This is a genomic window from Pseudaestuariivita sp., assembly GCF_052825805.1.
This window is the reverse complement of the sequence record NZ_JBRBVB010000010.1, coordinates 316,452-335,631: the sequence shown is the minus strand read 5'-3', so window position 1 is coordinate 335,631 and position 19,180 is coordinate 316,452. Positions and strand designations below refer to the sequence as shown.

19 protein-coding genes and 4 pseudogenes are annotated in these 19,180 nt (G+C 63.9%); 17 read left to right on the top strand and 6 right to left on the bottom strand.

Annotated features, from left to right (window positions below):
* Nucleotides 1–49 precede the first annotated feature (49 nt).
* Nucleotides 50–1,135: a DUF2235 domain-containing protein gene (locus ACU0B3_RS13240; protein ID WP_446261328.1), complete on the bottom strand. Its 1,086-nt coding sequence runs from the start codon at nucleotides 1,133–1,135 to the stop codon at nucleotides 50–52.
* On the bottom strand, nucleotides 1,110–3,410 hold the full coding sequence (locus ACU0B3_RS13235) for a xanthine dehydrogenase family protein molybdopterin-binding subunit (protein ID WP_446261327.1): 2,301 nt from the start codon (nucleotides 3,408–3,410) through the stop codon (nucleotides 1,110–1,112). Before ACU0B3_RS13235 ends, ACU0B3_RS13240 begins: the two co-directional genes overlap by 26 nt.
* A gap of 195 nt (nucleotides 3,411–3,605) precedes the next feature.
* Between ACU0B3_RS13235 and ACU0B3_RS13230 the strand changes: the two genes are divergently transcribed.
* Complete coding sequence (locus ACU0B3_RS13230; protein ID WP_446261326.1) at nucleotides 3,606–4,481, top strand: phytanoyl-CoA dioxygenase family protein; 876 nt, start codon at nucleotides 3,606–3,608, stop codon at nucleotides 4,479–4,481.
* Between the two features lie 24 nt (nucleotides 4,482–4,505).
* A complete protein-coding gene (locus ACU0B3_RS13225) occupies nucleotides 4,506–5,099 on the top strand; it encodes an HD domain-containing protein (protein ID WP_446261325.1) in 594 nt (197 codons plus the stop codon).
* 259 nt (nucleotides 5,100–5,358) lie between these two features.
* Here the strand turns inward: ACU0B3_RS13225 and ACU0B3_RS13220 are convergent, their stop codons facing one another.
* On the bottom strand, nucleotides 5,359–5,880 hold the full coding sequence (locus ACU0B3_RS13220) for a helix-turn-helix domain-containing protein (RefSeq protein ID WP_446261324.1): 522 nt from the start codon (nucleotides 5,878–5,880) through the stop codon (nucleotides 5,359–5,361).
* Nucleotides 5,881–6,331: 451 nt separating this feature from the next.
* Between ACU0B3_RS13220 and ACU0B3_RS13215 the strand changes: the two genes are divergently transcribed.
* From ACU0B3_RS13215 to ACU0B3_RS13145, 15 genes and pseudogenes are all read left to right on the top strand, one after another.
* The gene (locus ACU0B3_RS13215) at nucleotides 6,332–7,843 is read left to right on the top strand and encodes a transposase domain-containing protein (protein ID WP_446261323.1); all 1,512 of its coding nucleotides are present in this window, start codon (nucleotides 6,332–6,334) and stop codon (nucleotides 7,841–7,843) included.
* 21 nt (nucleotides 7,844–7,864) lie between these two features.
* Nucleotides 7,865–8,083: a hypothetical protein gene (locus ACU0B3_RS13210; RefSeq protein WP_446261322.1), complete on the top strand. Its 219-nt coding sequence runs from the start codon at nucleotides 7,865–7,867 to the stop codon at nucleotides 8,081–8,083.
* Between the two features lie 147 nt (nucleotides 8,084–8,230).
* Nucleotides 8,231–8,449, top strand: a complete 219-nt coding sequence (locus ACU0B3_RS13205; protein ID WP_446261321.1) for a hypothetical protein — start codon at nucleotides 8,231–8,233, stop codon at nucleotides 8,447–8,449.
* Nucleotides 8,450–8,557: 108 nt separating this feature from the next.
* Nucleotides 8,558–8,848 (top strand): hypothetical protein, encoded by a 291-nt coding sequence (locus tag ACU0B3_RS13200; protein ID WP_446261320.1) that lies wholly within the window; start codon nucleotides 8,558–8,560, stop codon nucleotides 8,846–8,848.
* Nucleotides 8,845–9,096 (top strand): hypothetical protein, encoded by a 252-nt coding sequence (locus ACU0B3_RS13195; RefSeq protein WP_446261319.1) that lies wholly within the window; start codon nucleotides 8,845–8,847, stop codon nucleotides 9,094–9,096. The genes ACU0B3_RS13200 and ACU0B3_RS13195 overlap by 4 nt, the downstream gene beginning before the upstream one ends.
* Entirely contained in the window at nucleotides 9,093–9,302 is a 210-nt protein-coding gene (locus ACU0B3_RS13190; RefSeq protein WP_446261318.1) for a hypothetical protein, read from the top strand. The genes ACU0B3_RS13195 and ACU0B3_RS13190 overlap by 4 nt, the downstream gene beginning before the upstream one ends.
* Before the next feature lie 9 nt (nucleotides 9,303–9,311).
* Nucleotides 9,312–9,503, top strand: a complete 192-nt coding sequence (locus ACU0B3_RS13185) for a phage protein GemA/Gp16 family protein (RefSeq protein WP_446261317.1) — start codon at nucleotides 9,312–9,314, stop codon at nucleotides 9,501–9,503.
* A 467-nt stretch (nucleotides 9,504–9,970) separates the two neighbouring features.
* A complete protein-coding gene (locus ACU0B3_RS13180) occupies nucleotides 9,971–10,303 on the top strand; it encodes a helix-turn-helix domain-containing protein (protein ID WP_446261316.1) in 333 nt (110 codons plus the stop codon).
* Nucleotides 10,300–11,196 (top strand): annotated as a pseudogene (locus tag ACU0B3_RS13175) (Mu-like prophage major head subunit gpT family protein). Before ACU0B3_RS13180 ends, ACU0B3_RS13175 begins: the two are co-directional and overlap by 4 nt.
* A pseudogene (locus tag ACU0B3_RS13170) lies at nucleotides 11,151–11,495 on the top strand (phage protease); the annotation flags it as partial. The pseudogenes ACU0B3_RS13175 and ACU0B3_RS13170, both read left to right, overlap by 46 nt.
* A pseudogene (locus tag ACU0B3_RS13165) lies at nucleotides 11,464–11,709 on the top strand (phage protease); the annotation flags it as partial. The pseudogenes ACU0B3_RS13170 and ACU0B3_RS13165, both read left to right, overlap by 32 nt.
* A 47-nt stretch (nucleotides 11,710–11,756) precedes the next feature.
* Nucleotides 11,757–12,134 (top strand): annotated as a pseudogene (locus tag ACU0B3_RS13160) (phage protease); the annotation flags it as partial.
* Nucleotides 12,134–12,487, top strand: coding sequence for a hypothetical protein (locus tag ACU0B3_RS13155; protein WP_446261315.1), 354 nt, complete (start codon nucleotides 12,134–12,136; stop codon nucleotides 12,485–12,487). The pseudogene ACU0B3_RS13160 and the gene ACU0B3_RS13155, both read left to right, overlap by 1 nt.
* A 194-nt stretch (nucleotides 12,488–12,681) precedes the next feature.
* Entirely contained in the window at nucleotides 12,682–15,828 is a 3,147-nt protein-coding gene (locus tag ACU0B3_RS13150; RefSeq protein ID WP_446261460.1) for a valine--tRNA ligase, read from the top strand.
* A 10-nt stretch (nucleotides 15,829–15,838) separates the two neighbouring features.
* Nucleotides 15,839–16,096: a CBU_0592 family membrane protein gene (locus ACU0B3_RS13145; RefSeq protein ID WP_446261314.1), complete on the top strand. Its 258-nt coding sequence runs from the start codon at nucleotides 15,839–15,841 to the stop codon at nucleotides 16,094–16,096.
* A 124-nt stretch (nucleotides 16,097–16,220) separates the two neighbouring features.
* Here ACU0B3_RS13145 and ACU0B3_RS13140 read toward each other — a convergent pair whose 3' ends face one another.
* The 3 genes from ACU0B3_RS13140 to proS are packed head-to-tail and all read right to left on the bottom strand — an operon-like array spanning nucleotide 16,221 to nucleotide 19,021.
* Nucleotides 16,221–16,745 (bottom strand): DUF2937 family protein, encoded by a 525-nt coding sequence (locus tag ACU0B3_RS13140; protein ID WP_446261313.1) that lies wholly within the window; start codon nucleotides 16,743–16,745, stop codon nucleotides 16,221–16,223.
* A gap of 24 nt (nucleotides 16,746–16,769) precedes the next feature.
* Nucleotides 16,770–17,690: a serine hydrolase domain-containing protein gene (locus ACU0B3_RS13135; RefSeq protein WP_446261312.1), complete on the bottom strand. Its 921-nt coding sequence runs from the start codon at nucleotides 17,688–17,690 to the stop codon at nucleotides 16,770–16,772.
* Nucleotides 17,687–19,021: a proline--tRNA ligase gene (proS, locus tag ACU0B3_RS13130; protein ID WP_446261311.1), complete on the bottom strand. Its 1,335-nt coding sequence runs from the start codon at nucleotides 19,019–19,021 to the stop codon at nucleotides 17,687–17,689. Before proS ends, ACU0B3_RS13135 begins: the two co-directional genes overlap by 4 nt.
* Between the last annotated feature and the right edge of the window lie 159 nt (nucleotides 19,022–19,180).

Genomic DNA, 19,180 nt, shown 5'->3' with positions numbered 1-19,180 from the left:
AGCCACAGGCGGCAGGAAAAAGCGCATCTCACCAAAGTGTTACCCAGTGTCAGGGCGTCGGCAGACCTTTGCCCATGCTCACGGCCAGGCGCGGCGTCCGCGCCGCGCGGCGCAAGGCCACGCTGCTGTGCACCCGCTCGGACCCGTCCAGACCCACACGGCGCGCGCGCCTCAGCAGGAACATCCGCCCCGCCCCGGCCCAAAGCCCGATCGACGGCGCGTGAGGATCGCTCGGAAACCGCGTCTGCCAGCCCTCCGGCAGCGCCAGACCCGACGCCTCCGCCCGCCCCAACATCCAACACAAGGTTGCGTTCGACAGCCCGCGCGCGGGCGCGAAGCCGCCCAGCTGCCCCCCGATATCGCCATGGGTGCCGGGGAACCAGACCTGCTCGATCCGCGCCGCGTCCCTCGCATCCTGTGAAGACCACAGCACCGGGGCGTAGATCGCGCGACGTTCGTTCAGCGCAAGCGCGTGGCAGGCCCGGCGGACATTGGCGCCGAGCTCGGTCGAATGAAACGCATGCCGCCTCTCGGTCAAACGCCAGAGCAGCGGCAGGCGCAGGCCCAGCGCCTTGACCGTGTCCCAGACGCCGATCATCTCGATCGGCACATCGCGGTGGCACATCTGGCGCGCAAAGGCTTGCGCCTCGCCACTCGCAGGCCCCGTCTCATAAAATCCATAGATGTCGCGTGTGTTGTCCCGCGTCGCGCGCGGCGCGCGCAAAAGGCCGAGCCGGTCGATCACGCCGCCCAGCGAGCGCACCGCATAGGCGCCGCGCGAATAGCCAAAGAGGAAGATGCGGTCGCCCGGACGATAGGCCCGCGCGAGCCAGCGGTAGGCGCGGCGGATTTGGCGATTGAGGCCACGTCCGGTTGCAACGTCCCGAAGCGAGCGCCAGCTCTGCCACTGGATGCCCGGCTCGTAGTAGACCTGCACCCCGTCCATGCCCTGCAACAGGCGATAGGTCAGGCCGGCATTGGTCTCACCACCCGGCGCAAGCGAGGACATCGTACCGTCGAGGATCACGACAAGGGTGCGGGGGTCAGGCTTTGCCGATCGCGGCGCACTGTCAGCCCGGCGGAGACACCACCGGGCGCGTGTGAGTGCTCTATTCAGCCGCGAGGGGTTCGGCATCCTTCAGCATGTCCCACACCCGGAGCGGGGTGAACGGCATATCCGCCTGACGCACCCCCCGGGTCCAAAGCGCGTCGTGCACCGCGTTTGCCGTGGCCGCCATCGATCCGACGGTGCCGGCCTCGCCGCAGCCCTTCATGCCCATGACATTGGCCGTCGAGGGTACCGCTTCGGTCGAGAAAGCGATCATAGGTACAAGATCGGCCCTCGGCATGGCGTAGTCCATGAAACTTGCCGTGAGGAGCTGGCCCTCGTCGTCGTAGACCACGTGCTCGGTCAGCGCCTGGCCAATGCCCTGCACCACGCCGCCGTGGACCTGGCCTTCGACCAGCATCGGGTTGATCAGATTGCCGAAATCATCGACCACCGTGTATTTACAAAGGGTTACGACGCCGGTCTCGGGGTCGACCTCGACCTCCGCCACATGCGCCCCGTTGGGGAAGGAGCGGGCGTCGAGCTTGGTGCGCGCCTCGTGCTGCAAGAGGTCGTCCCGGCCCGCCTCGCGTGCCTTTTCGGCCACATCGAGCATGGTCATCACCACGTTCGAGCCCTCGACGCGGAAGGTTTCGTGATCGAATGTTACAGCATCCGTCTCTGCTCCGGTCAGCTCTGCCACAAAGGGCGCGAATGCCGCCACAATCGTGTCCACCGCGCCCAAGACAGCGGTGTTCTGCGTGGTGACCGAGCGCGAGCCGCCCGTTCCGCCGCCCTGTTTGATGCGGTCGCTGTCGCCTTGCACGATGCGGACTTTCTCGGGCGGGATGCCGGACTGGTCGTGCAGGAACGTGGTGTAGACCGTCTCGTGCCCCTGCCCGTTCGACTGCGTGCCGACGTAGAGGTCGACCATTCCGTCCTCGGCAAACTCGACGCGCGCGGTTTCCGACGGATCGCCCAGGATCGACTCAATGTAGTAGCAAAGGCCCAGCCCGCGCAGCTTGCCCTGCGCCTCGGAGGCGGCGCGGCGGCTGTCAAAGCCGCTCCGGTCCGCCGCCCGCTCCGCTGCCGCCAGCACGCGCTCGAAATCGCCCACATCGTAGGTCTCGTCGACCAGCGTCGAATAGGGAAACTGCTCGGGCTTGATGAAGTTCGTGCGGCGCAGCGCCCAGGGATCGACAGCAAGCTCGCGCGCTGCCTGGTCCATCAGGCGCTCCAAAAGGTAGATCGCCTCGGGCCGCCCCGCCCCGCGGTAGGCGTCGACCTGCGTGGTGTTGGTGTAGACACCCTCGACGTGCAGCCAAGCGGTCGGCATGTCGTAGACCCCGGTCAGCACCCGCGAAAAGAGCTGCGTCTGGATCGGCTGCGCGAATTGCGAATTGTAGGCGCCGAGGTTGCAGATCGTGTGGACCTTGTAGCCGGTGATCCGGTGATCGGCGTCAAAGGCGAGCGCGGCGGTGTGGGTCAGGTCGCGCCCGGCGTTGTCGCTCAGCATCCCTTCGGTCCGCTCGGAGGCCCAGCGCACGGGGCGCCCCAGCGCCTTGGCCGCAAAGGCGCAGAGCATGTTTTCGGGGTGCTCCATCGCCTTCATCCCGAAGCCGCCGCCGACGTCGGGGTTGGTCACGCGCACGTTGCTCGGGTCGAGGTCGAATTTCTCGGCCAGCTTGTCCTTGGTCCCCCAGACACCCTGCCCGTTCACGCAGAGATGCAGGCGCGTGCCGTCCCATTCGGCGTAGCAGGCCCGACCCTCCATCGCGTTCACGATCACACGGTTGTCGAAGACGTCCATGGTCACCACATGCGCTGCCTCAGCAAAGACCGCCTCGGTCTTGCCTTCGTCGCCCAGCCCCCAGTCAAAAGCGCGATTGCCCGGCGCCTCGGGGTGGATGGTCGGGCCGTCGAAATCGAGGCCCATGTGCACCGGCAGGTCGTCCACGTCGAGCATCACCAGATCGGCCGCGTCCCGTGCCTGCGCCAGCGTCTCGGCGACGATCAGCGCCACCGGCTCGCCCACGTGGCGCACCCGGCCTTTTGCCAGCTCGGGCCGCAGGGGCGCCGCGCCTTTGGAGCCGTCCCGGTTGGTGACCAGCGAGCCCGCCATGCCGAGGGTGAAGCCACCTGCCTCGAGGTCCTCGGCGGTCAGCACCAGGTGCACGCCCTCGGCCTCCCGCGCATCCGCGACGTCCAGCTCGGTGATCTCACCATGCGCCACCGAAGAGCGCACCACGTAGGCATGGAGCGCGTCCGCGGGCGCGATGTCGTCCACGTAGCGTCCACCGCCCGTCAGGAACCGCACATCCTCGATCCGGGTGACGGGTTGGGATTTGCCGAACTTTTCCATGGCTGCACTCCTCGTGGCGGGTTGGACGACCGGCGGGCACAGCTGCGCCGACGGACGGTCTCGCGAGACATTAGCCGCGCGCGCGCCCGTGTCCAGCGCTGGCCTGTTCGCGGCGCGCCCATGTCGCGGGCAGGCAGGCGCGATCGCCGGGGGTGTGCTTAGCTCGCAGGCATGTGCATGGCAGGGGAGGTGCCGATGCCGCTTGATCTGAGTGCCGGCCGTCTGACGGCCGAACAGCAGGACGCCTATTGGCGGGACGGGTTCCTGCACCCGATCCGGGTGCTGAGCCCCGAGGCCGCTGCCGCCTTTCGCGGCACGCTCGAACGGATCGAGCGGGACTGGCTCGCCGCCGACCTGCCGCAGCCGTTGAGCACCTACAAGCGCCTGAACAGCCACGTGGTCATGCCCTTTGCCGCCGAACTGGCGCGCGATCCGGCGGTGCTGGAGGTGGTGGAGGGGGTGCTTGGACCGGACATTCTGATCTATTCGGCGGAGCTTTTCATCAAGGAGCCGCACACACGGCACATGGTCTCGATGCACCAGGACCTGACGTACTGGGGACTGGGCGCGATCGACGGGCTCGTGACGGCCTGGATCGCGCTCTCGCCGGCGACGCGGGCGTCGGGCTGCATGGAGTTTGTCGCGGGCTCGCACAAGAACCCGATCCTGGCGCATACCGACACGCACGATCCGGCGAACCTGCTCAGCCGCGGTCAGGAAGTGCAGGTCGAGATCGCGCCCGAGGACCGCGTGGAAATCGCGCTTCAGCCCGGTGAGATGTCGCTGCACCATGGGCTGACGATCCACGGCTCGGGTCCGAACGGGTCGGACGACCGGCGCATCGGCTTCGTGATCCGCTATATCCGCCCCGACATGAAGCCCTTGGGTGGGCGCGACTATGCGATGACGGCGCGCGGGCGGGGCAATCCGGCGCATTTCACGCCGCTCCAGGAGCCGCGGGTCGCCTTTGCGCCGGACGCGCTGGCCTTGCACGAGGAGATCCGTCAGCATCAGGCCAAAGTCATGATGGCCGGCGCCACGGGCGCGTCGGCTGCGGGCATGTACGGATAGCCTAAGGGCAAGAGGGAGGCGGCGATGGAGCGCGTCAAATTCACGGCGATGAAGGACGGCGACGCGGAGGACTACGCGCTGCTGCACCCCTTGGAGGTGGATTACGCGAGTGGCACGGCGACGCGGCTGCTGGAGGCGCTGGTCTCGCTGGACGCCTCGCTGTCGGGCTATCAGGTCACGCGGCTCGGGCACTCGCTGCAATCGGCGACGCGCGCCGAGCGGGACGGGGCGGACACCGATTGGATCGTCTCGGCACTGCTGCATGACATCGGCGACATCTTTGCGCCCTACAACCACGACGAATACGCGGCGACGATCCTCAAGCCGTTCGTGCGCGAGCAATGCACCTGGGTCGTGGAAAAGCACGGCCATTTCCAGATGCTCTATTACGGGCATCACGTCGGCGGGAACCAGCACAAGCGCGAGGCGTACCGGGGGCATCCCTACTTCGACGATTGCGCGGCGTTTTGTGAACGGTGGGACCAGGCGTCGTTTGATCCCGGCTACGACACGTTTCCGTTGGCGCATTTCGAGGCGCGGGTGCACGAGGTTTTTGCCCGTAAGCCGTATGATCCTGCGGTGATCCGGTCCGGCGTGCGAGTGCCTTTGATGGCGTGACCTGAAGGAACTGCTGCGCCGTGCTGTTTTTTTGTGGGGGAAACCCCCACACCCCCGGATGGGGTGACGCGTTTCAGATGGTTTGATACCGGCGGCGGAATTGGGTCAAGCGAAATCAATGGGTTAGGGGCGGTGCGTTTCAGTTGGTTTGATACTTCTTGCCCGAAATGCAGCCAATTTGCAGCGAGGCGCCGCTACCTGCGTTCAAAAAATTGTTTGTTTTCAGTGTGCGAGGTGCGGAAATCGAAAACCAATCTGTTTACGGTTCACGCGTTGGGATTGCGGAGCTGATCGCATCGTAGGTGCGCGCTCTATCGCGACGCAATTCCTTTCCGAGCTCGTCTGTCCCTCCGATGAAATTAGAGAAATCGTACATCGCTCTGGCCGCCCACTCGGCAATATCGCGGTTGGCGATCTTCAGCTCCCCTTCGTCGGTTGTACGCTGAGTTGGTCCAGTTTCAAAAGCATCCAAATAAGCCAATTCGGTCAACAGGTCGGAAACCACATAATACACTCCGATCGCATATTCCTTGCGAGTTGAACCCGGCGCAAAACTATCTTCTGACCGCCCGACGAGCCAATCTACGGATACACCGAAATTGTCGGCAATCGCGACCAATGCTGTACGGCCCGGTAGCTTCGGCTTTTCAATTCTAAGGTAACTCTCAAGGCTTCCTTTGGAGATCCCGCATTGGTCAGCCATTTCCTGAACAGTCAAACGTCGCCTTAGCTTCAACATGTGAAGCCTGGCGCGAAAAGCATCAGCGAAGTTCTCGACCACTTCTGTTGATATCTTACAATTGTAAGCCCTTTACCTGACAGAAGTACGGAAAGCCGAGATCGGACCCTCCTTAAGACAGATCCTAACACCAACAATGGCAAGCGCGAAAGCGAATATCTGGACGTTCGCCTTGGTTTTATCCGTCAAGGAACAAGTCTCCATGCTTGGTGCAAGACCCATGGGATCCACATGCCAAACGTCAAAGCTGCCTTCGATGGCAGTTGGAACGGGGGACAAAGCGCAGCACTTGAAAAAGCGCGTCATCGAAGCATCGGAACGATAGACGGTGCTTGTCTACGTCCGTGATCTCACCGGCCTAACTTGGCTCCCGAAAACCAAAATGGGGGTCTTTAAGTGGTTGAGAACACGGGCGGTGGACCTTGACCGATCTGAGAAAAGCTTCCGTGTGCGACTGGCTGATTTACCTGACGAGGCTCGGCGAGAGTATGTCGTGCGCGAAGGTGTATCCCTCGGGCTCGACATGGGCGCGCGGGATGATGCTGCGCACGACCAATTTATGAAGGCGGTGCCGTCTTTGCGGGATGAAGCGGAGCGGAAGGCTGCGATCCTGCGGTTGACGGTGGCGCTCAAATCCGAACTGTCCTGGTCAAAGGTCCAGGCGGAGGTCGAGCGGCGGTTTGGTCAAAAGGGCACGTCGCTGGCGACGCTCAAGAAAATGGCGCGTGACCTGCGCGGCGTCGATCCGATCAACTATGCTCCCGCCCTGTTGCGAGACCAGCGGGGAGGGGCGGCCAAGGCGGCGTTCTGCGATGATGCCAAGCGGTTCTTTTTGACGACGATCCGCGATGCGTACAAAGACTTCCCGCTGAAACGGGCCTGGGCTGACACGCGGGATGTCGGGCGCAAGATGGGCTGGAAAGTCCCGTCGTATCCAACGGTCTATCGCTGGTGGACGCGCGATCTGACCGAGGCGCAGCGGCGTGTTACACGGCTCGGTCAGAGTGAGGCGGCGTGGTCGATGTACCAACCGAAACTGCGCGACAAGACAAGCCTCGCGCCGCTCGAAATCGTGTCGCTGGACGGGCGTACGCTCGACCTCTTTGTTGAGGGTCCGAACGGCACGCCGGTGCGTCCGGTGATGATCGCGCTTGTCGATGTCGCGTCCAATTTTGTTCTCGGGTACGAACTTTCGACTTCTGAAAATGCGGTGACAACACAGCGGCTTATCCGAACGGCTTGCGCGCGGTACGGCACGTTGGAATGGCTCTATCCCGACAACGGGTCGGCCTTTGCAGGCCATCTGATCGCAGGTGGCACGGACCACAAGTTCCGGCGGGTGGCGGGCGCTCCGGTGCAGCCGTTCGGGATCTGCAAGCTGCTCGGCATCAAGATCAAGTTCGCGTTGCCAGGCAATGCGCAGGCCAAGATCGCGGAGCGGACCTTTGCAGCGCTGTCGCGTTCGATTGATGACCGCCCGGAGTTCGCCAAGGCGCATGCCGGGCACCACGCCGGAGCCAGGCCGAAGTCGTCCACAGTGCCGGCCCCGTGGGAGCGTCTGGAACAGATCGTTGCGCGAGAAGTGCTGCGGCACAATGCGGAGGTCGGGCGGACGTCGCAAGGCGCTCAAGGCCGCTCTTTTGAGCAGGTGTTCCTTGATGGCTTGGCGCAAACCGTCCGGGTTCAACCCACACGGCGACAGCTCTATCTCGCCAGCCTTGAGTTCAAGCCGCGTTCTGTCGATCGCCACGGGCGCATCCGCTGGGATGGCTGGCACTATGGCGACGGCAGCACTTACGATGACCTGATCGTGCATCACGGCAAAGGCCGGATCGTCGTCGGGCGCGACCCGGACAACTTTGATGCACCGGCCATCGCTTTCGACGGCGACGGGCGGCTGATTTGCGAGGACATCGCGCCGGTCCGGGCGGGTGACTACAAAAGCAAAGACGGTGCGCGTGCGCTTCACGAAACGGCAAAAAAGGCCCGTCAGCTTGCGGCGTAAAGTGCAGAGCTGAACGCCTACATGGCTGACAAGGAATTCGCGGACGCGTTGGCTGCGCTCGATGACGTTGCACCGCCCGAGCCAACTGACACGCGCCCGGTCGTGGCAGGACACTTTGCCTCGCCATTGCGCAAGAGACCTGTGGACGCCAAGGCTAAGGCAGACGGCATACCGGGCGAATACATGAAGAATTTCAATGCTTTCTTGGCGTCCGAAAAGGGCGCCGAGAGAAAAGGCTGACCAGGCGCGGCAACGCATGGCCAGCCATAACCATGAGGGCACGCCCTCATTAGCACCGGGCGGGACAAGGGACGGCTCCGAAAGTCTATCGAGGAGCGCATCACCAAAACCCTCGACTATCTGCGCAAGTCCATCGGCCAATTCACGATGATCGCCGGTATTCCCGGTTGCGGAAAATCGCGGACGTGTGTCGACTATCTGCGCTCCCGTGCCAACGTGATAGCCCATGTCGCGGTGGCAGGAGAGTGCACCAAATTTGATTTGCTCTACACGCTGTCAGAACGCCTCTACCTTCCCGATCCGAACTCGCGGCGCATGGCTGAAAGTTGCCGCAGTCTTGGCCTCAGCGATCCTATTGGCGCATAACGCCTTTGGCGTGACGCTTAAACAAATCCACCATGTTAAGGTGTTCGCGAGAGATGGCGCACACATCAAGCCGGCGATGCAGGATTTGAAACTGGTTCCGGGAGCGCGATGATGGTGGATCGTATCGTGGGGATCACACTTGAGCTGCGCGCGGATCAATTCGAGCACATTTGGGCCGCAAGTGCGCAAGCGTTGGACTATCCGAACGCCGTTTTTAACGGATGTCTTGAGATTGATGAAGCGCTTGAACAGGGCGACCTAGCGCGCGCGGGAGCCGAGCTGGACGGCCTTAAGGCGGACGTTGTCACCATGTTGCAAATCGGCGCGGTACTGCACGCCGCCGGACGTCGCGCCGTAGTGTCCGACCCGGATGGCGAGCTGCGGGAGTGGGTGCAATGACGGATCGAACGCAACCGGCTGACGCGGTCGAGACGGCCGAGAAGGTGATCGAAGCACTGTCTCACCTTGTCACGCTCTGCCGCACTGTGCGCGACGGCGTGGCGCTACACGGCATGGGCAATGACGAAGTCATCGCCGCACTCACGATAGGCGGCGGCTACGCGGAGAGCGTGCTTGATGGTCCCGGCGAGGAGCTGGTGCGGATGGCCGGTCAGATCGACCATGTTTCCAAGGAGCTTCTCCAATGAAGATCACACCGAACATGCTGAAACTCTTCTGGGTCGCGGTGCGCAAGCTTGGCCTTTCGGACGCAACCGTGCGGACGGCGCTCGTGCAGATGGCGGGCGTCACCAGCTCGAAGGAGCTGGACCGCGCCGGGTTCGACGCGATGATGGGCTTTTTCCAGTATTGCGGGTTAGACCCGGTCACGCCGCAAGGGCAGGATTATGGCTAGCGCCCCGGCATGGCGAGCTTTGCGCAGATCGAGCTGATCCGCGCGCTTTGGAATGAGTACACGACGGGCGAGACCAGTGAAGCGGCTTTGAATAAATGGCTCCTGCGCTGCTTCAAGGTTGGTTCCCTGCGGTTCCTGACGGCGGCGCAAGGGCCCAAGGCGATCACGGCGCTCAAGGCGATGAAAGCCCGCGCGGCCTGATCGCAATTCTACGGAAGTTCCGGGGGCGGTGCTGACGGGCGCCGCCTCTTTTGCTAAAATTTGGATTATCGCGGGGAGAAGCCCGTAGAGCGCGCTCCTCCCGTTTTGGCTACCGTCCCTCGGAAAATCCCCACTCGCGCTTCCTGACCCGTTTAAATGGTGTTCTAAGGACGTGCTGAGCAAGTCGCGTCGCTTCATTTTGCAGCCGGGGTGGAGGTTTCGGGATTGCGCGCTTAAAGTCCACCTGCGCCTGAGTCAAATCGGCGAGCCTGCGACTATGTGCAGCGGGGGAGTTTCCGTCCCCCCAGGCGCACCTTCCAACCGACTACAGAGTGTTGTGGACTACGGTCCCGGGTCAGGACCCTTGTCCGGGGTGGCATGGTGCGCTTATGCCAACGGACCCCACAGATATTCCTTCCTGCGCCGACTGCCAGCTCTTGGGTTTGCCCGTAGCTGGCTGGCTGCTCATGATGGAGCGTGACCTAGGCGTCCAGAAGGTACGCGCGTTTCTGATCGAGCGCGGCGGGCGTGAGTTCGAAGTCCCGAGCCGCCCTGATCCTGATCCGACGCGTGAGTGGCTGCGCCGCGTCATGGGCAAGGGACGCATCACCGTTCCAAAAGGGCCGACCTCTCACGCCGCGCGTCAACGTCTGGCGATCCTTCAAAACCTCCGAGAGGGGCGGTCCATCAGCCAAACAGCGTTTCGTGTCGGGTGTCATCTGCGCACCGTGCGACGCCGCAAGGTCGAGTTCATCGAACGCAATCTTCTCATTTCACCTACGAAAGACACAGCGCCATGATCGCGGGCGGCGCTTCCATTGAACTGGCCTTCAAAGGCTTCAAGGCAAAATACACCGACGCCTACTCCAGCGCGGAAACTCACCGCGACAAGGTCGCGATGACCGTGCCGCCCTTCGCCTGCCAGGAAACCTATGGCTGGCTCGGCCAGTTCCCACAACTCCGCGAATGGCTGGGCGGCGACCGCGTCGTCAAGAACCTCGCCGCGCACGCCTTCACACTCGAAAACCGCAAGTTCGAGAGCACGGTTGGCGTCAAACGTGAGGACTTTTTGGGCGACCGGCTCGGCGTGTTCGCGCCAATGATGGCGGAGATGGGTCACCTCGCGGCGCTGCATCCCGAGGAGATGATCTTCGGTCTCCTCGCGTCGAGCTTCACCAATCTTTGCTTTGACGGCCAGCCCTTCTTTGACGCCGATCACCCGTCGACCGACAAGGACGGCAACCTGGTGACTGTGAGCAACGTCGCTGCTGGCGCGGCGACGCCCTGGTTCCTCCTCGACACCTCACGCGCAGTGAAGCCGCTGGTCTGGCAAGAGCGCGAGAAATACGACTTCCAGAAGGCCACAGCCGCAAACGACCATCATGTCTTTATGACCGATGAATACCTCTTTGGCGTCCGGGCGCGTGTAAATGCGGGCTACGGTCTGTGGCAGATGGCCTACGCCAGCCAGCAGCCGTTGACCCCGGCCAACTACGCCGCCGCCCGTGCCCAGATGTAGGAGTTCCGGGGCGACAGTGGGCGCATTCTTGGCATCAAGCCGACAGCGCTCGTGGTCCCGCCGACGCTGGAAAGCGACGCACTCCACGTGCTCAATACGGAGCATGTGGACGGCGGTGGGTCCAACCCATGGAAAGACACCGCCGAGCTGATCGTCACACCGTTCGCAGCATGATGGGCGCCGATCTGCAAACGTCGCATTGCGAGGCCGTAGCGGAACTAGCGGTCAGTCCCGTGCCCGACCTTGTCCACCTGTTGCCGCGTGGGGCGGTGGCTCGGTGCGATGGGCGGCGCTGGCACATGGTCAATGTTGGCCGTGTAGCGCGGGCGTCGATCCGGGAGGGCGTCGATCTGGTCATCGACTACGAGCACCAGGGCGAGGACCAAAGCCGCACCGGCCCCGTTCCGGCTGCCGGATGGATCCGGGATCTTGTCGCAAAAGATGACGGCCTGTGGGGCCGCGTCTCGTGGACCTCTAAAGCACGCGACGGTCGAATTTGCCGTCAAATTCGACCCGATCGCCAACCGCGCGTACCGGTACCTCAGCCCGGTGATCGTCTATTCCCGAGACGGGACCGTACACCGCATCAAGGGTGCAAGCCTAGTGCACCGTCCCAACCTTCACCTGACCGCTCTTGCAAGCGAGGAGACAGACATGACCGCAACAGCTGGACTTGAACGCATCGCCGACGCGCTTGGGCCCAAAAAAAATTTTAACAAGCCGAAAACGCGACCCTTGACGAAATGGTCGCCGCCATCAAACGTGAGCCTGATCCGGCCAAGTATGTGCCGATTGCGGCGTTGCGCGATGCCCTATCCAAGAGGAGTGAGGCGGCGCAAGCGGCGAACGCTGAGGGGGCCGAGCGTCGCGTTGAAGACGCGATGCGAGACGGACAAATGACACCCGCGATGCACGACTGGGCCGTGGCGCTGTGCGCACAGGACCCGAACAGCTTTGACGCGTTCATCTCTTCGTCGGCGGCTCCTTTTGCTCATCTCAGCAAACCGTCGGCGCTTGCAAATCGCCACCCCAACAAGCCCGTCGCCACAGCCGATCCGATGGCTGAAGCGATCTGCTCGCAACTTGGGCTGGAGCCGGGTCGCCTCGACTGATGGGCGATGCCGAGCAGCACCGTTCGCTGGCCGAATTGCGCGCATCCGTGGGCTCGGCGAGGGCCGCGCTGGAAAATGCCTTGGCGGCTGTCGATCACCTCGCAGAAATGCTCGAAACTTGTGGCTTGGACCTGCCGGAAGTGGACCGTTCACTGGCCGTTAAACGCCGTGTCAATCGACGCCGCAAAATCGACATGGACCCCGAATTGCATGCGTTCGTGGACGCTCGCATCGAAAGGCTGCCATACACGACACTCGCCAAACAGATCGCCGCCCACTTTCCGGCGGCGCGCCGCATCGGCAAATCGGCCCTCCACACCTATCACGTCAGGGAACGCGCACGCCGGGCTTGACCCATCCGAACACTTCCGGCCACATTCGGGCTCTTCCGAGTTCAAACCAACTGATTTGACGGGGTAAGAGCATTAGAAACACAACATGGGGGCCAGCCCCCATACCCCCGGGATATTTTCAGCCAGAAGAAGCGACGGGTTTTCCTTGGCCAAGCCTTTGGGTATGTGCGGCGCACGTAATGGAGGCTGGACCCATGGGGCTCGACAAGACGTTTGACGCAAGTGCCGCCGAGGCGCGGATTTCCAAGGCTTGGGAGGACGCAAATGCCTTTGCCGCGGGCAAGCACGTGGCCAATGCAGAGGACAGCACCTTTAGCGTCATGATCCCGCCGCCCAACGTGACGGGCGCGCTGCATATGGGCCATGCCTTCAACAATACGCTTCAGGACATTCTGGTGCGCTGGCACCGGATGCGGGGGTTCGACACGCTCTGGCAGCCGGGCACGGACCACGCAGGCATCGCCACGCAGATGGTGACCGAGCGGGAGATGGCCGCGAACGGTGAGAAGTCGCGGGCGGAGATGGGGCGCGAGGCCTTTACCGCGCGCGTTTGGGAGCAAAAGGTCAAGTCGCGCGGCACCATCATCGGCCAGCTCAAGCGGCTCGGTGCCTCCTGCGACTGGTCGCGCGAGGCGTTTACCATGTCGGGTGGTCCGGGCGCGCCGAAGGGGGAGGAGGGCAACTTCCACGACGCGGTCATCAAGGTCTTCGTCAAGATGTACGAGGACGGGCTGATCTACCGCGGCAAACGCCTAGTGAACTGGGACCCGCATTTCGAGACGGCGATCTCGGACCTCGAGGTGGAGAACGTCGAGGTGCCGGGGCATATGTGGCACTTCAAGTACCCTTTGGCGGGCGGTGCCACCTATGAATACGTGGAGAAGGACGAGGACGGGAACGTCACTCTGCGCGAGATGAGGGACTACATCTCGATCGCGACGACCCGGCCGGAGACGATGCTGGGTGACGGCGCGGTGGCGGTGCACGCTTCGGATGAGCGCTATGCCCCGATCGTGGGTCAGCTTTGTGAAATCCCGGTGGGACCCAAGCGGCACCGCCGCCTGATCCCGATCATCACGGATGAATACCCCGATCCCGACTTTGGCTCGGGCGCGGTGAAGATCACCGGGGCGCATGATTTCAACGACTATGCCGTGGCCAAGCGCGGCGACATTCCCTGCTACCGGCTGATGGACACCAAAGGCGCGTTGCGAAGCGATGGCGCGCCGTATGCGGAGGCGGCAGAGATCGCGGGCGCAGTAGCGCGCGGCGAGCGGACGCTGAGTGAGGCGGAGGTCGACGCGATCAACCTGGTGCCGGACGAACTGCGCGGGCTTGACCGGTTCGAGGCGCGTGACGCGGTGGTGCAGCAGATCACGGACGAGGGGCTGGCGGTGATGACCGTCGCCTCGGACCCGCGTCTGGGCAAAGCCGCGGTGGTGCCGGTTGCCCCCGAAGAGGGCGGCGAGGCGCGCACGGAGGCCGAAGAGCTGGTCCCGCTGGTCGAGGCCAAGGCGATCATGCAGCCCTTTGGCGATCGCTCCAAGGTGGTGATCGAGCCGATGCTGACCGACCAGTGGTTTGTCGACACCGATCAGATCGTGGGCCCGGCGCTGGACGCGGTCAAAAAGGGCGACGTGACCATCGTGCCGGAGAGCGGGGAGAAGACCTACTACCACTGGCTCGAGAATATTGAGCCCTGGTGCATCTCACGCCAACTTTGGTGGGGGCATCAGATCCCGGTTTGGTATGGGCAAAAGATGCCCAAAAAAGGTGAGCCTCTGCAGTTAGGCGAGCGCGTATGGTTCTGTGCAGAGAATGCCGAAGCAGCCACCAAAAAAGCAGAAGACTATTATGGTCGTCCAGTTGTCGTTTGTGACAGCCCAGCGGATCTTGAGAATTTCTCCGAGCAAGCACTCGCATCGATCTTCGAAGCTGGACCGATGGAAACCTACGAAGACGGAGTGAAGGTCGCTTCGCAAGAAAGTGGACCTCTCAAAATCTACCGCGACCCAGACGTCCTCGACACCTGGTTCTCGTCGGGGCTTTGGCCCATTGGCACGCTCGGCTGGCCGGAAGAGACGGAGGAGCTGAAGCGCTACTTCCCCACGTCGGTGCTGGTCACGGGGCAGGACATCCTCTTCTTCTGGGTTGCGCGGATGATGATGATGCAGATGGCCGTTCTCAGCGAAAAGCCCGTCTCGGAGAAAATCCCCTTCAAGGACGTCTACCTGCATGGCCTTGTGCGCGACGCCAAGGGCAAGAAGATGTCCAAGTCGGTCGGCAACGTCGTCGATCCCCTTGAGATCATTGACCAATACGGCGCGGATGCACTGCGGTTCGCCTCGGCGGCGATGGCGGCTCTTGGGGGTGTGCTCAAGCTCGATCTGAAACGGATCGAGGGGTACCGCAACTTTGGCACCAAGCTTTGGAACGCCGCGCGCTTCGCGGAGATGAACGAGGCGGTGGGGCCTGACCGGAAAGCCGCGAAGGACGTGCCAGATGCCAGCCTCGCCGTGAACCAGTGGATCATCGGCGAATGTGCCAAGGTGCGCGCCGAGGTCGACACCGCCATGGGCGCCTACCGTTTTAACGACGCGGCAAGCGCGCTTTACGGCTTTGTCTGGGGCAAGGTCTGCGACTGGTATTTGGAGCTCTCGAAACCGCTCCTCCAAGGCGATGACGCTCAGGCCAAGGCAGAGACGCGAGAGGTGCTCGGATGGGTGCTCGACCAGTGCCTGATCCTGCTTCATCCGATCATGCCCTTCATCACCGAAGAGCTTTGGAGCGCAACCGCCAAGCGCGAGACCATGTGCGTGCACGCGCCCTGGCCGGAGTACGGCGCTACCGTCGTGAACGCCGAAGCGGACGCGGAGATCACCTGGGTGATCGCGGCGATCGAGGGCATCCGCTCGGTGCGCGCGCAGATGAACGTGCCGGCGGGCGCGGTACTCGACGTGCTTACGGCGGATATTGAGGGTGCTTCGCGGGGCTACTGGGATCGCAACGCGGCGATGATCCAGCGGCTTGCGCGGGTGGGTGCGTTGCAGACGGTGGATGCTCTGCCGAAGGATGCGGTGACGGTGCCGGCGCCGGGCGCGACGCTTGGCCTGCCGCTGGCGGATGTGATCGACGTGGCGGCTGAAAAGGCGCGGCTCGAAAAGACCGCCGGCAAGCTTGCCAAGGAGATTGGCGGCATGGAGGGGCGTCTCAAGAACCCCAAGTTCGCCGCCAGTGCGCCCGAGGAGGTCGTCGCCGAGACCAAGGCCAACCTCGCCGCGCGGCAGGAGGAAGCGGGCCGCATCGCGGAGGCGCTCGCCCGTCTTGCGGAGATGAGCTGAGGGGGCCGACATGATGGAGCTTGCGTGGCACGACTGGGTCGGCTCGTTCGGCACGCTTATGGTCGTGTCAGCCTATTTTGGCACGCAGGCGCGGCTGATCAACTCGGAGGACCTCGCGTTCCCGGTGGTCAACCTTGTGGGGTCAGTGCTGATCGCGGTGTCTCTGTCCTACACCTTCAACCTCGCTTCGGCGCTGATGGAGGGGTTCTGGATCCTGATAAGTCTTTTCGGGATTTGGCAGGCGTTGCAGGCGAAGCGGTCGCGCTAGTAGCGGCCCAATACTCCGATGACAGTAGTTCACGCGCCGCCCCATCGGGGCGGGTCGGCGCGGCCTGACAGTGCCTGTCAGGCGGGTGCTTTGATTTAGGCGGAGTTCCTATTATGGCAGGCCCCTACCCCGCCCGACGCCGCGCAGGCGCCCGGCTCCGCCGCAGCGCGCGCCCCGGCAACCGCAGGCACCAGAGTAGCGCGGCAATGACCATGAGCCCGGCGGCAAAGCCGAGCCCGGCAAAGACCGCCCCTTCAAAGGTCACGGGAACCGCGGGCTTGTAGTCTTCCCACGCCCGCTGCGCGATGCCGGGATCGGTGAAGCGGGCGGCCTGTGTGGCGCGGGTAAAGGGACCTGCGCCCTTGAGCGCCGCGAGATCGGCCTCGAGATTGGCGTGGCGCGTGATGGTCGTGGCCATCGTCTCTGCCCTTTCGGCGCCTATGGCACCGCCTTGCGCCAGCTCCACCAACGCCTCGGACCGGCTGAGGCCGACGTCGGCGGCGTCCGCGTCGAACTCGGCGACCATCCGTCCCAGCTCGTCCACCGCCCCCGCCAGACGCTGCGCATATTGCTGCGAGAACTCGGGGAATTGCGACAGGCCCACCGCGCCCGTCAGTCCGCCAGCCAGCGCCAATGTGCGTGCGATCATGGCCGTTCCCTCCCCGGCTAACCTTCAGTTGGCGGCCTGCATGGCCTCGAACAGGACTTCGGACAGCTCAAGCGCCGCCGCGTCGTCGATGCAGGCATCATAGGCGGCCACGACCGTCCAGTCACCGGCCTGGGTCAGGGCAAAGGCGCCGGAATTGGCAAACCGTGGCACGCAAGTCCCGCCAAAGTGCCAAAACCGGGTGCCTTCGGACGAAAACCGGACAAAGGTGCCGAGACCGTAGAAGACCTGCGCCCCCTCGAAGATGTAGAGCGGCGTGTCCCGCGGGTCTTTGCGCGCGCCGTCGAACCAGTACGCATGCAGGCGGGCGTAGCCCAATGGCGCGATGTGCCAACCACCCCAGGCCAGCGCGTGGCCAGCCAGCTCGGACGCGCCGCCAGTGACGCCCGCCGGAGCCAGCACCCGGGCCGCGCAGGCGTCCTCGACGCCTTCCGGTGCAACCGCCGAGATCATCTCGGCAATCAGCGCGTAGTTCTCGTTGTTGTAGTCGAATTGACCGACGCGCTTGGCTTGCACTGCCCGCTCCCGTGCCCGGCGCGCCACGTCGCCGTTCGGCTCCTTGCCCATGTAGCGCAGCGAGCCGAGCAGACCTTGCGTGCTGTCCGGGCCGATGCCGCCGGTGTGCAGGACAAGCTCCTTGAGCGTGACGTCCGTCCCGCCTTCGGGCGTGTCGTCCCAGGCCAGCAGCCCCTCGTCCACAAGCTCGGCAGCGCATAGACCGGTGATGGCTTTGGAGAGCGACGACATTTCGGCAGGCGCATCCGCCGCCCAGCCATGATCGTAGCCTGTCAAGTCGCCCTCACGGATCACCGCCAAGGCGCCGTTCGGGATGTCATGCTTTTGCAGCCAGTCGTCAAACGCCTCCGAGGCCGGCTCCGCCGCGAGCGGCAGGGCCAGGAGCGTCACAACGGCAGCGAGCCGGATCACACGCCGTAGATCTCGCGGACGCGGGCGATGGCCATCTCGGGCGCCAGTTCCTCACGCTCGCCGGTGCGGCGCGAGGTGAGCTCCACCACGCCGTTCTTGAGCCCGCGCGGACCCACGGTGATGCGCCAGGGCAGACCGATGAGGTCCATCGTCGCGAACTTGCCGCCTGCCCGCTCCTCCCGGTCGTCGTAGAGCGGCTCGAGCCCGGCGGCGGTCAGCGCCTTGTAAAGGTCCTCGCAGGCGGCATCGGCGGCCGCATCGCCCTGCTTGAGGTTCACGATCCCGCAGTGGAAGGGCGTGACGCCCTCCGGCCAGATGATCCCCTTGTCATCGTGCGACGCTTCGATGATCGCGCCCAGAAGGCGGCTGACGCCGATGCCGTGCGAGCCCATGTGGACCGGGACCTGCTTGCCGTCGGGACCCTGCACGGTGGCGCCGAGGGGCTCGGAGTACTTGGTGCCGAAATAGAAGATCTGCCCCACCTCGATCCCGCGCGCCACGCGGCGGCGCTCTTCGGGGATGGCCTCAAACGTCGCCGCGTCGTGCGTCTCGTCCGTGCGCGCGTATTTCGAGGTGAACTCTTCGAGGATTGCCGCGCACTGCTCCTTGCTGTCGTAGTCGATGTCCCGGTCGCCGAACGTCAGATCGGTCACCGCGCTGTCGTAGAACACCTCGCTCTCGCCTGTGTCGGCAAGCACCAGGAACTCGTGCGTGTCGTCCCCGCCGATGGGGCCCGAGTCGGCGCGCATCGGGATCGCCTGCAACCCCATGCGCTCGTAGGTGCGCAGGTAGCTGACGAGGTGGCGGTTGTAGCTGTGGAGCGCGTCCTCGCGGGTCAGGTCAAAGTTGTACCCGTCCTTCATCAGGAACTCGCGTCCACGCATCACGCCAAATCGGGGGCGGATCTCGTCCCGGAACTTCCACTGGATGTGGTAAAGCGTCAGCGGCAGGCTCTTGTAGCTGGCCACATAGCTGCGGAAGATATCGGTGATCATCTCCTCGTTCGTCGGGCCATAGAGCAGATCGCGCCCGCCCCGGTCGGTGATGCGCAGCATCTCTTCGCCGTAATCGTCGTAGCGCCCGCTCTCGCGCCAGAGGTCCGCGCCCTGCAGCGTCGGCATCAAAAGCGGGATGTGCCCGGCGCGCTGCTGCTCCTCGTGCACGATCTGCTCGATCCGGCGCAGCACCTTGTAGCCCAGCGGCAGCCACGAATAGATGCCCGCGCTCGCCTGTTTGATCATGCCTGCGCGCAGCATGTAGCGGTGCGAGACGATCTGCGCCTCGGCAGGCGTCTCCTTGAGCACGGGCAGAAAGTAGCGGGTCAGGCGCATGGGGTGTGGACCTCGGGTCGGAAGAACTGTGGGTCACTGGTTACGCAAAGCCGGTGGGCTCCGCAATGCGCAGGTGGGGGTGCGAGCCGGTGGAGGGTTTGGAATTCGGGGGGGGGGCGTAGCAGGGATGGGGCCAGCGTTCATGTCCGCGTGGTGAAA

What these genes read in the sequence shown, in the direction of transcription:
- ACU0B3_RS13240 (WP_446261328.1), bottom strand. Translation starts at nt 1,135, where the DNA reads ATGCCGAACCCCTCGCGGCTGAATAGAGCACTCACACGCGCCCGGTGG.
- ACU0B3_RS13235 (WP_446261327.1), bottom strand. Translation starts at nt 3,410, where the DNA reads ATGGAAAAGTTCGGCAAATCCCAACCCGTCACCCGGATCGAGGATGTG.
- ACU0B3_RS13230 (WP_446261326.1), top strand. Translation starts at nt 3,606, where the DNA reads ATGCCGCTTGATCTGAGTGCCGGCCGTCTGACGGCCGAACAGCAGGAC.
- ACU0B3_RS13225 (WP_446261325.1), top strand. Translation starts at nt 4,506, where the DNA reads ATGGAGCGCGTCAAATTCACGGCGATGAAGGACGGCGACGCGGAGGAC.
- ACU0B3_RS13210 (WP_446261322.1), top strand. Translation starts at nt 7,865, where the DNA reads ATGGCTGACAAGGAATTCGCGGACGCGTTGGCTGCGCTCGATGACGTT.
- ACU0B3_RS13205 (WP_446261321.1), top strand. Translation starts at nt 8,231, where the DNA reads ATGATCGCCGGTATTCCCGGTTGCGGAAAATCGCGGACGTGTGTCGAC.
- ACU0B3_RS13200 (WP_446261320.1), top strand. Translation starts at nt 8,558, where the DNA reads ATGATGGTGGATCGTATCGTGGGGATCACACTTGAGCTGCGCGCGGAT.
- ACU0B3_RS13195 (WP_446261319.1), top strand. Translation starts at nt 8,845, where the DNA reads ATGACGGATCGAACGCAACCGGCTGACGCGGTCGAGACGGCCGAGAAG.
- ACU0B3_RS13190 (WP_446261318.1), top strand. Translation starts at nt 9,093, where the DNA reads ATGAAGATCACACCGAACATGCTGAAACTCTTCTGGGTCGCGGTGCGC.
- ACU0B3_RS13185 (WP_446261317.1), top strand. Translation starts at nt 9,312, where the DNA reads ATGGCGAGCTTTGCGCAGATCGAGCTGATCCGCGCGCTTTGGAATGAG.
- ACU0B3_RS13180 (WP_446261316.1), top strand. Translation starts at nt 9,971, where the DNA reads ATGATGGAGCGTGACCTAGGCGTCCAGAAGGTACGCGCGTTTCTGATC.
- ACU0B3_RS13155 (WP_446261315.1), top strand. Translation starts at nt 12,134, where the DNA reads ATGGGCGATGCCGAGCAGCACCGTTCGCTGGCCGAATTGCGCGCATCC.
- ACU0B3_RS13150 (WP_446261460.1), top strand. Translation starts at nt 12,682, where the DNA reads ATGGGGCTCGACAAGACGTTTGACGCAAGTGCCGCCGAGGCGCGGATT.
- ACU0B3_RS13145 (WP_446261314.1), top strand. Translation starts at nt 15,839, where the DNA reads ATGATGGAGCTTGCGTGGCACGACTGGGTCGGCTCGTTCGGCACGCTT.
- ACU0B3_RS13140 (WP_446261313.1), bottom strand. Translation starts at nt 16,745, where the DNA reads ATGATCGCACGCACATTGGCGCTGGCTGGCGGACTGACGGGCGCGGTG.
- proS (WP_446261311.1), bottom strand. Translation starts at nt 19,021, where the DNA reads ATGCGCCTGACCCGCTACTTTCTGCCCGTGCTCAAGGAGACGCCTGCC.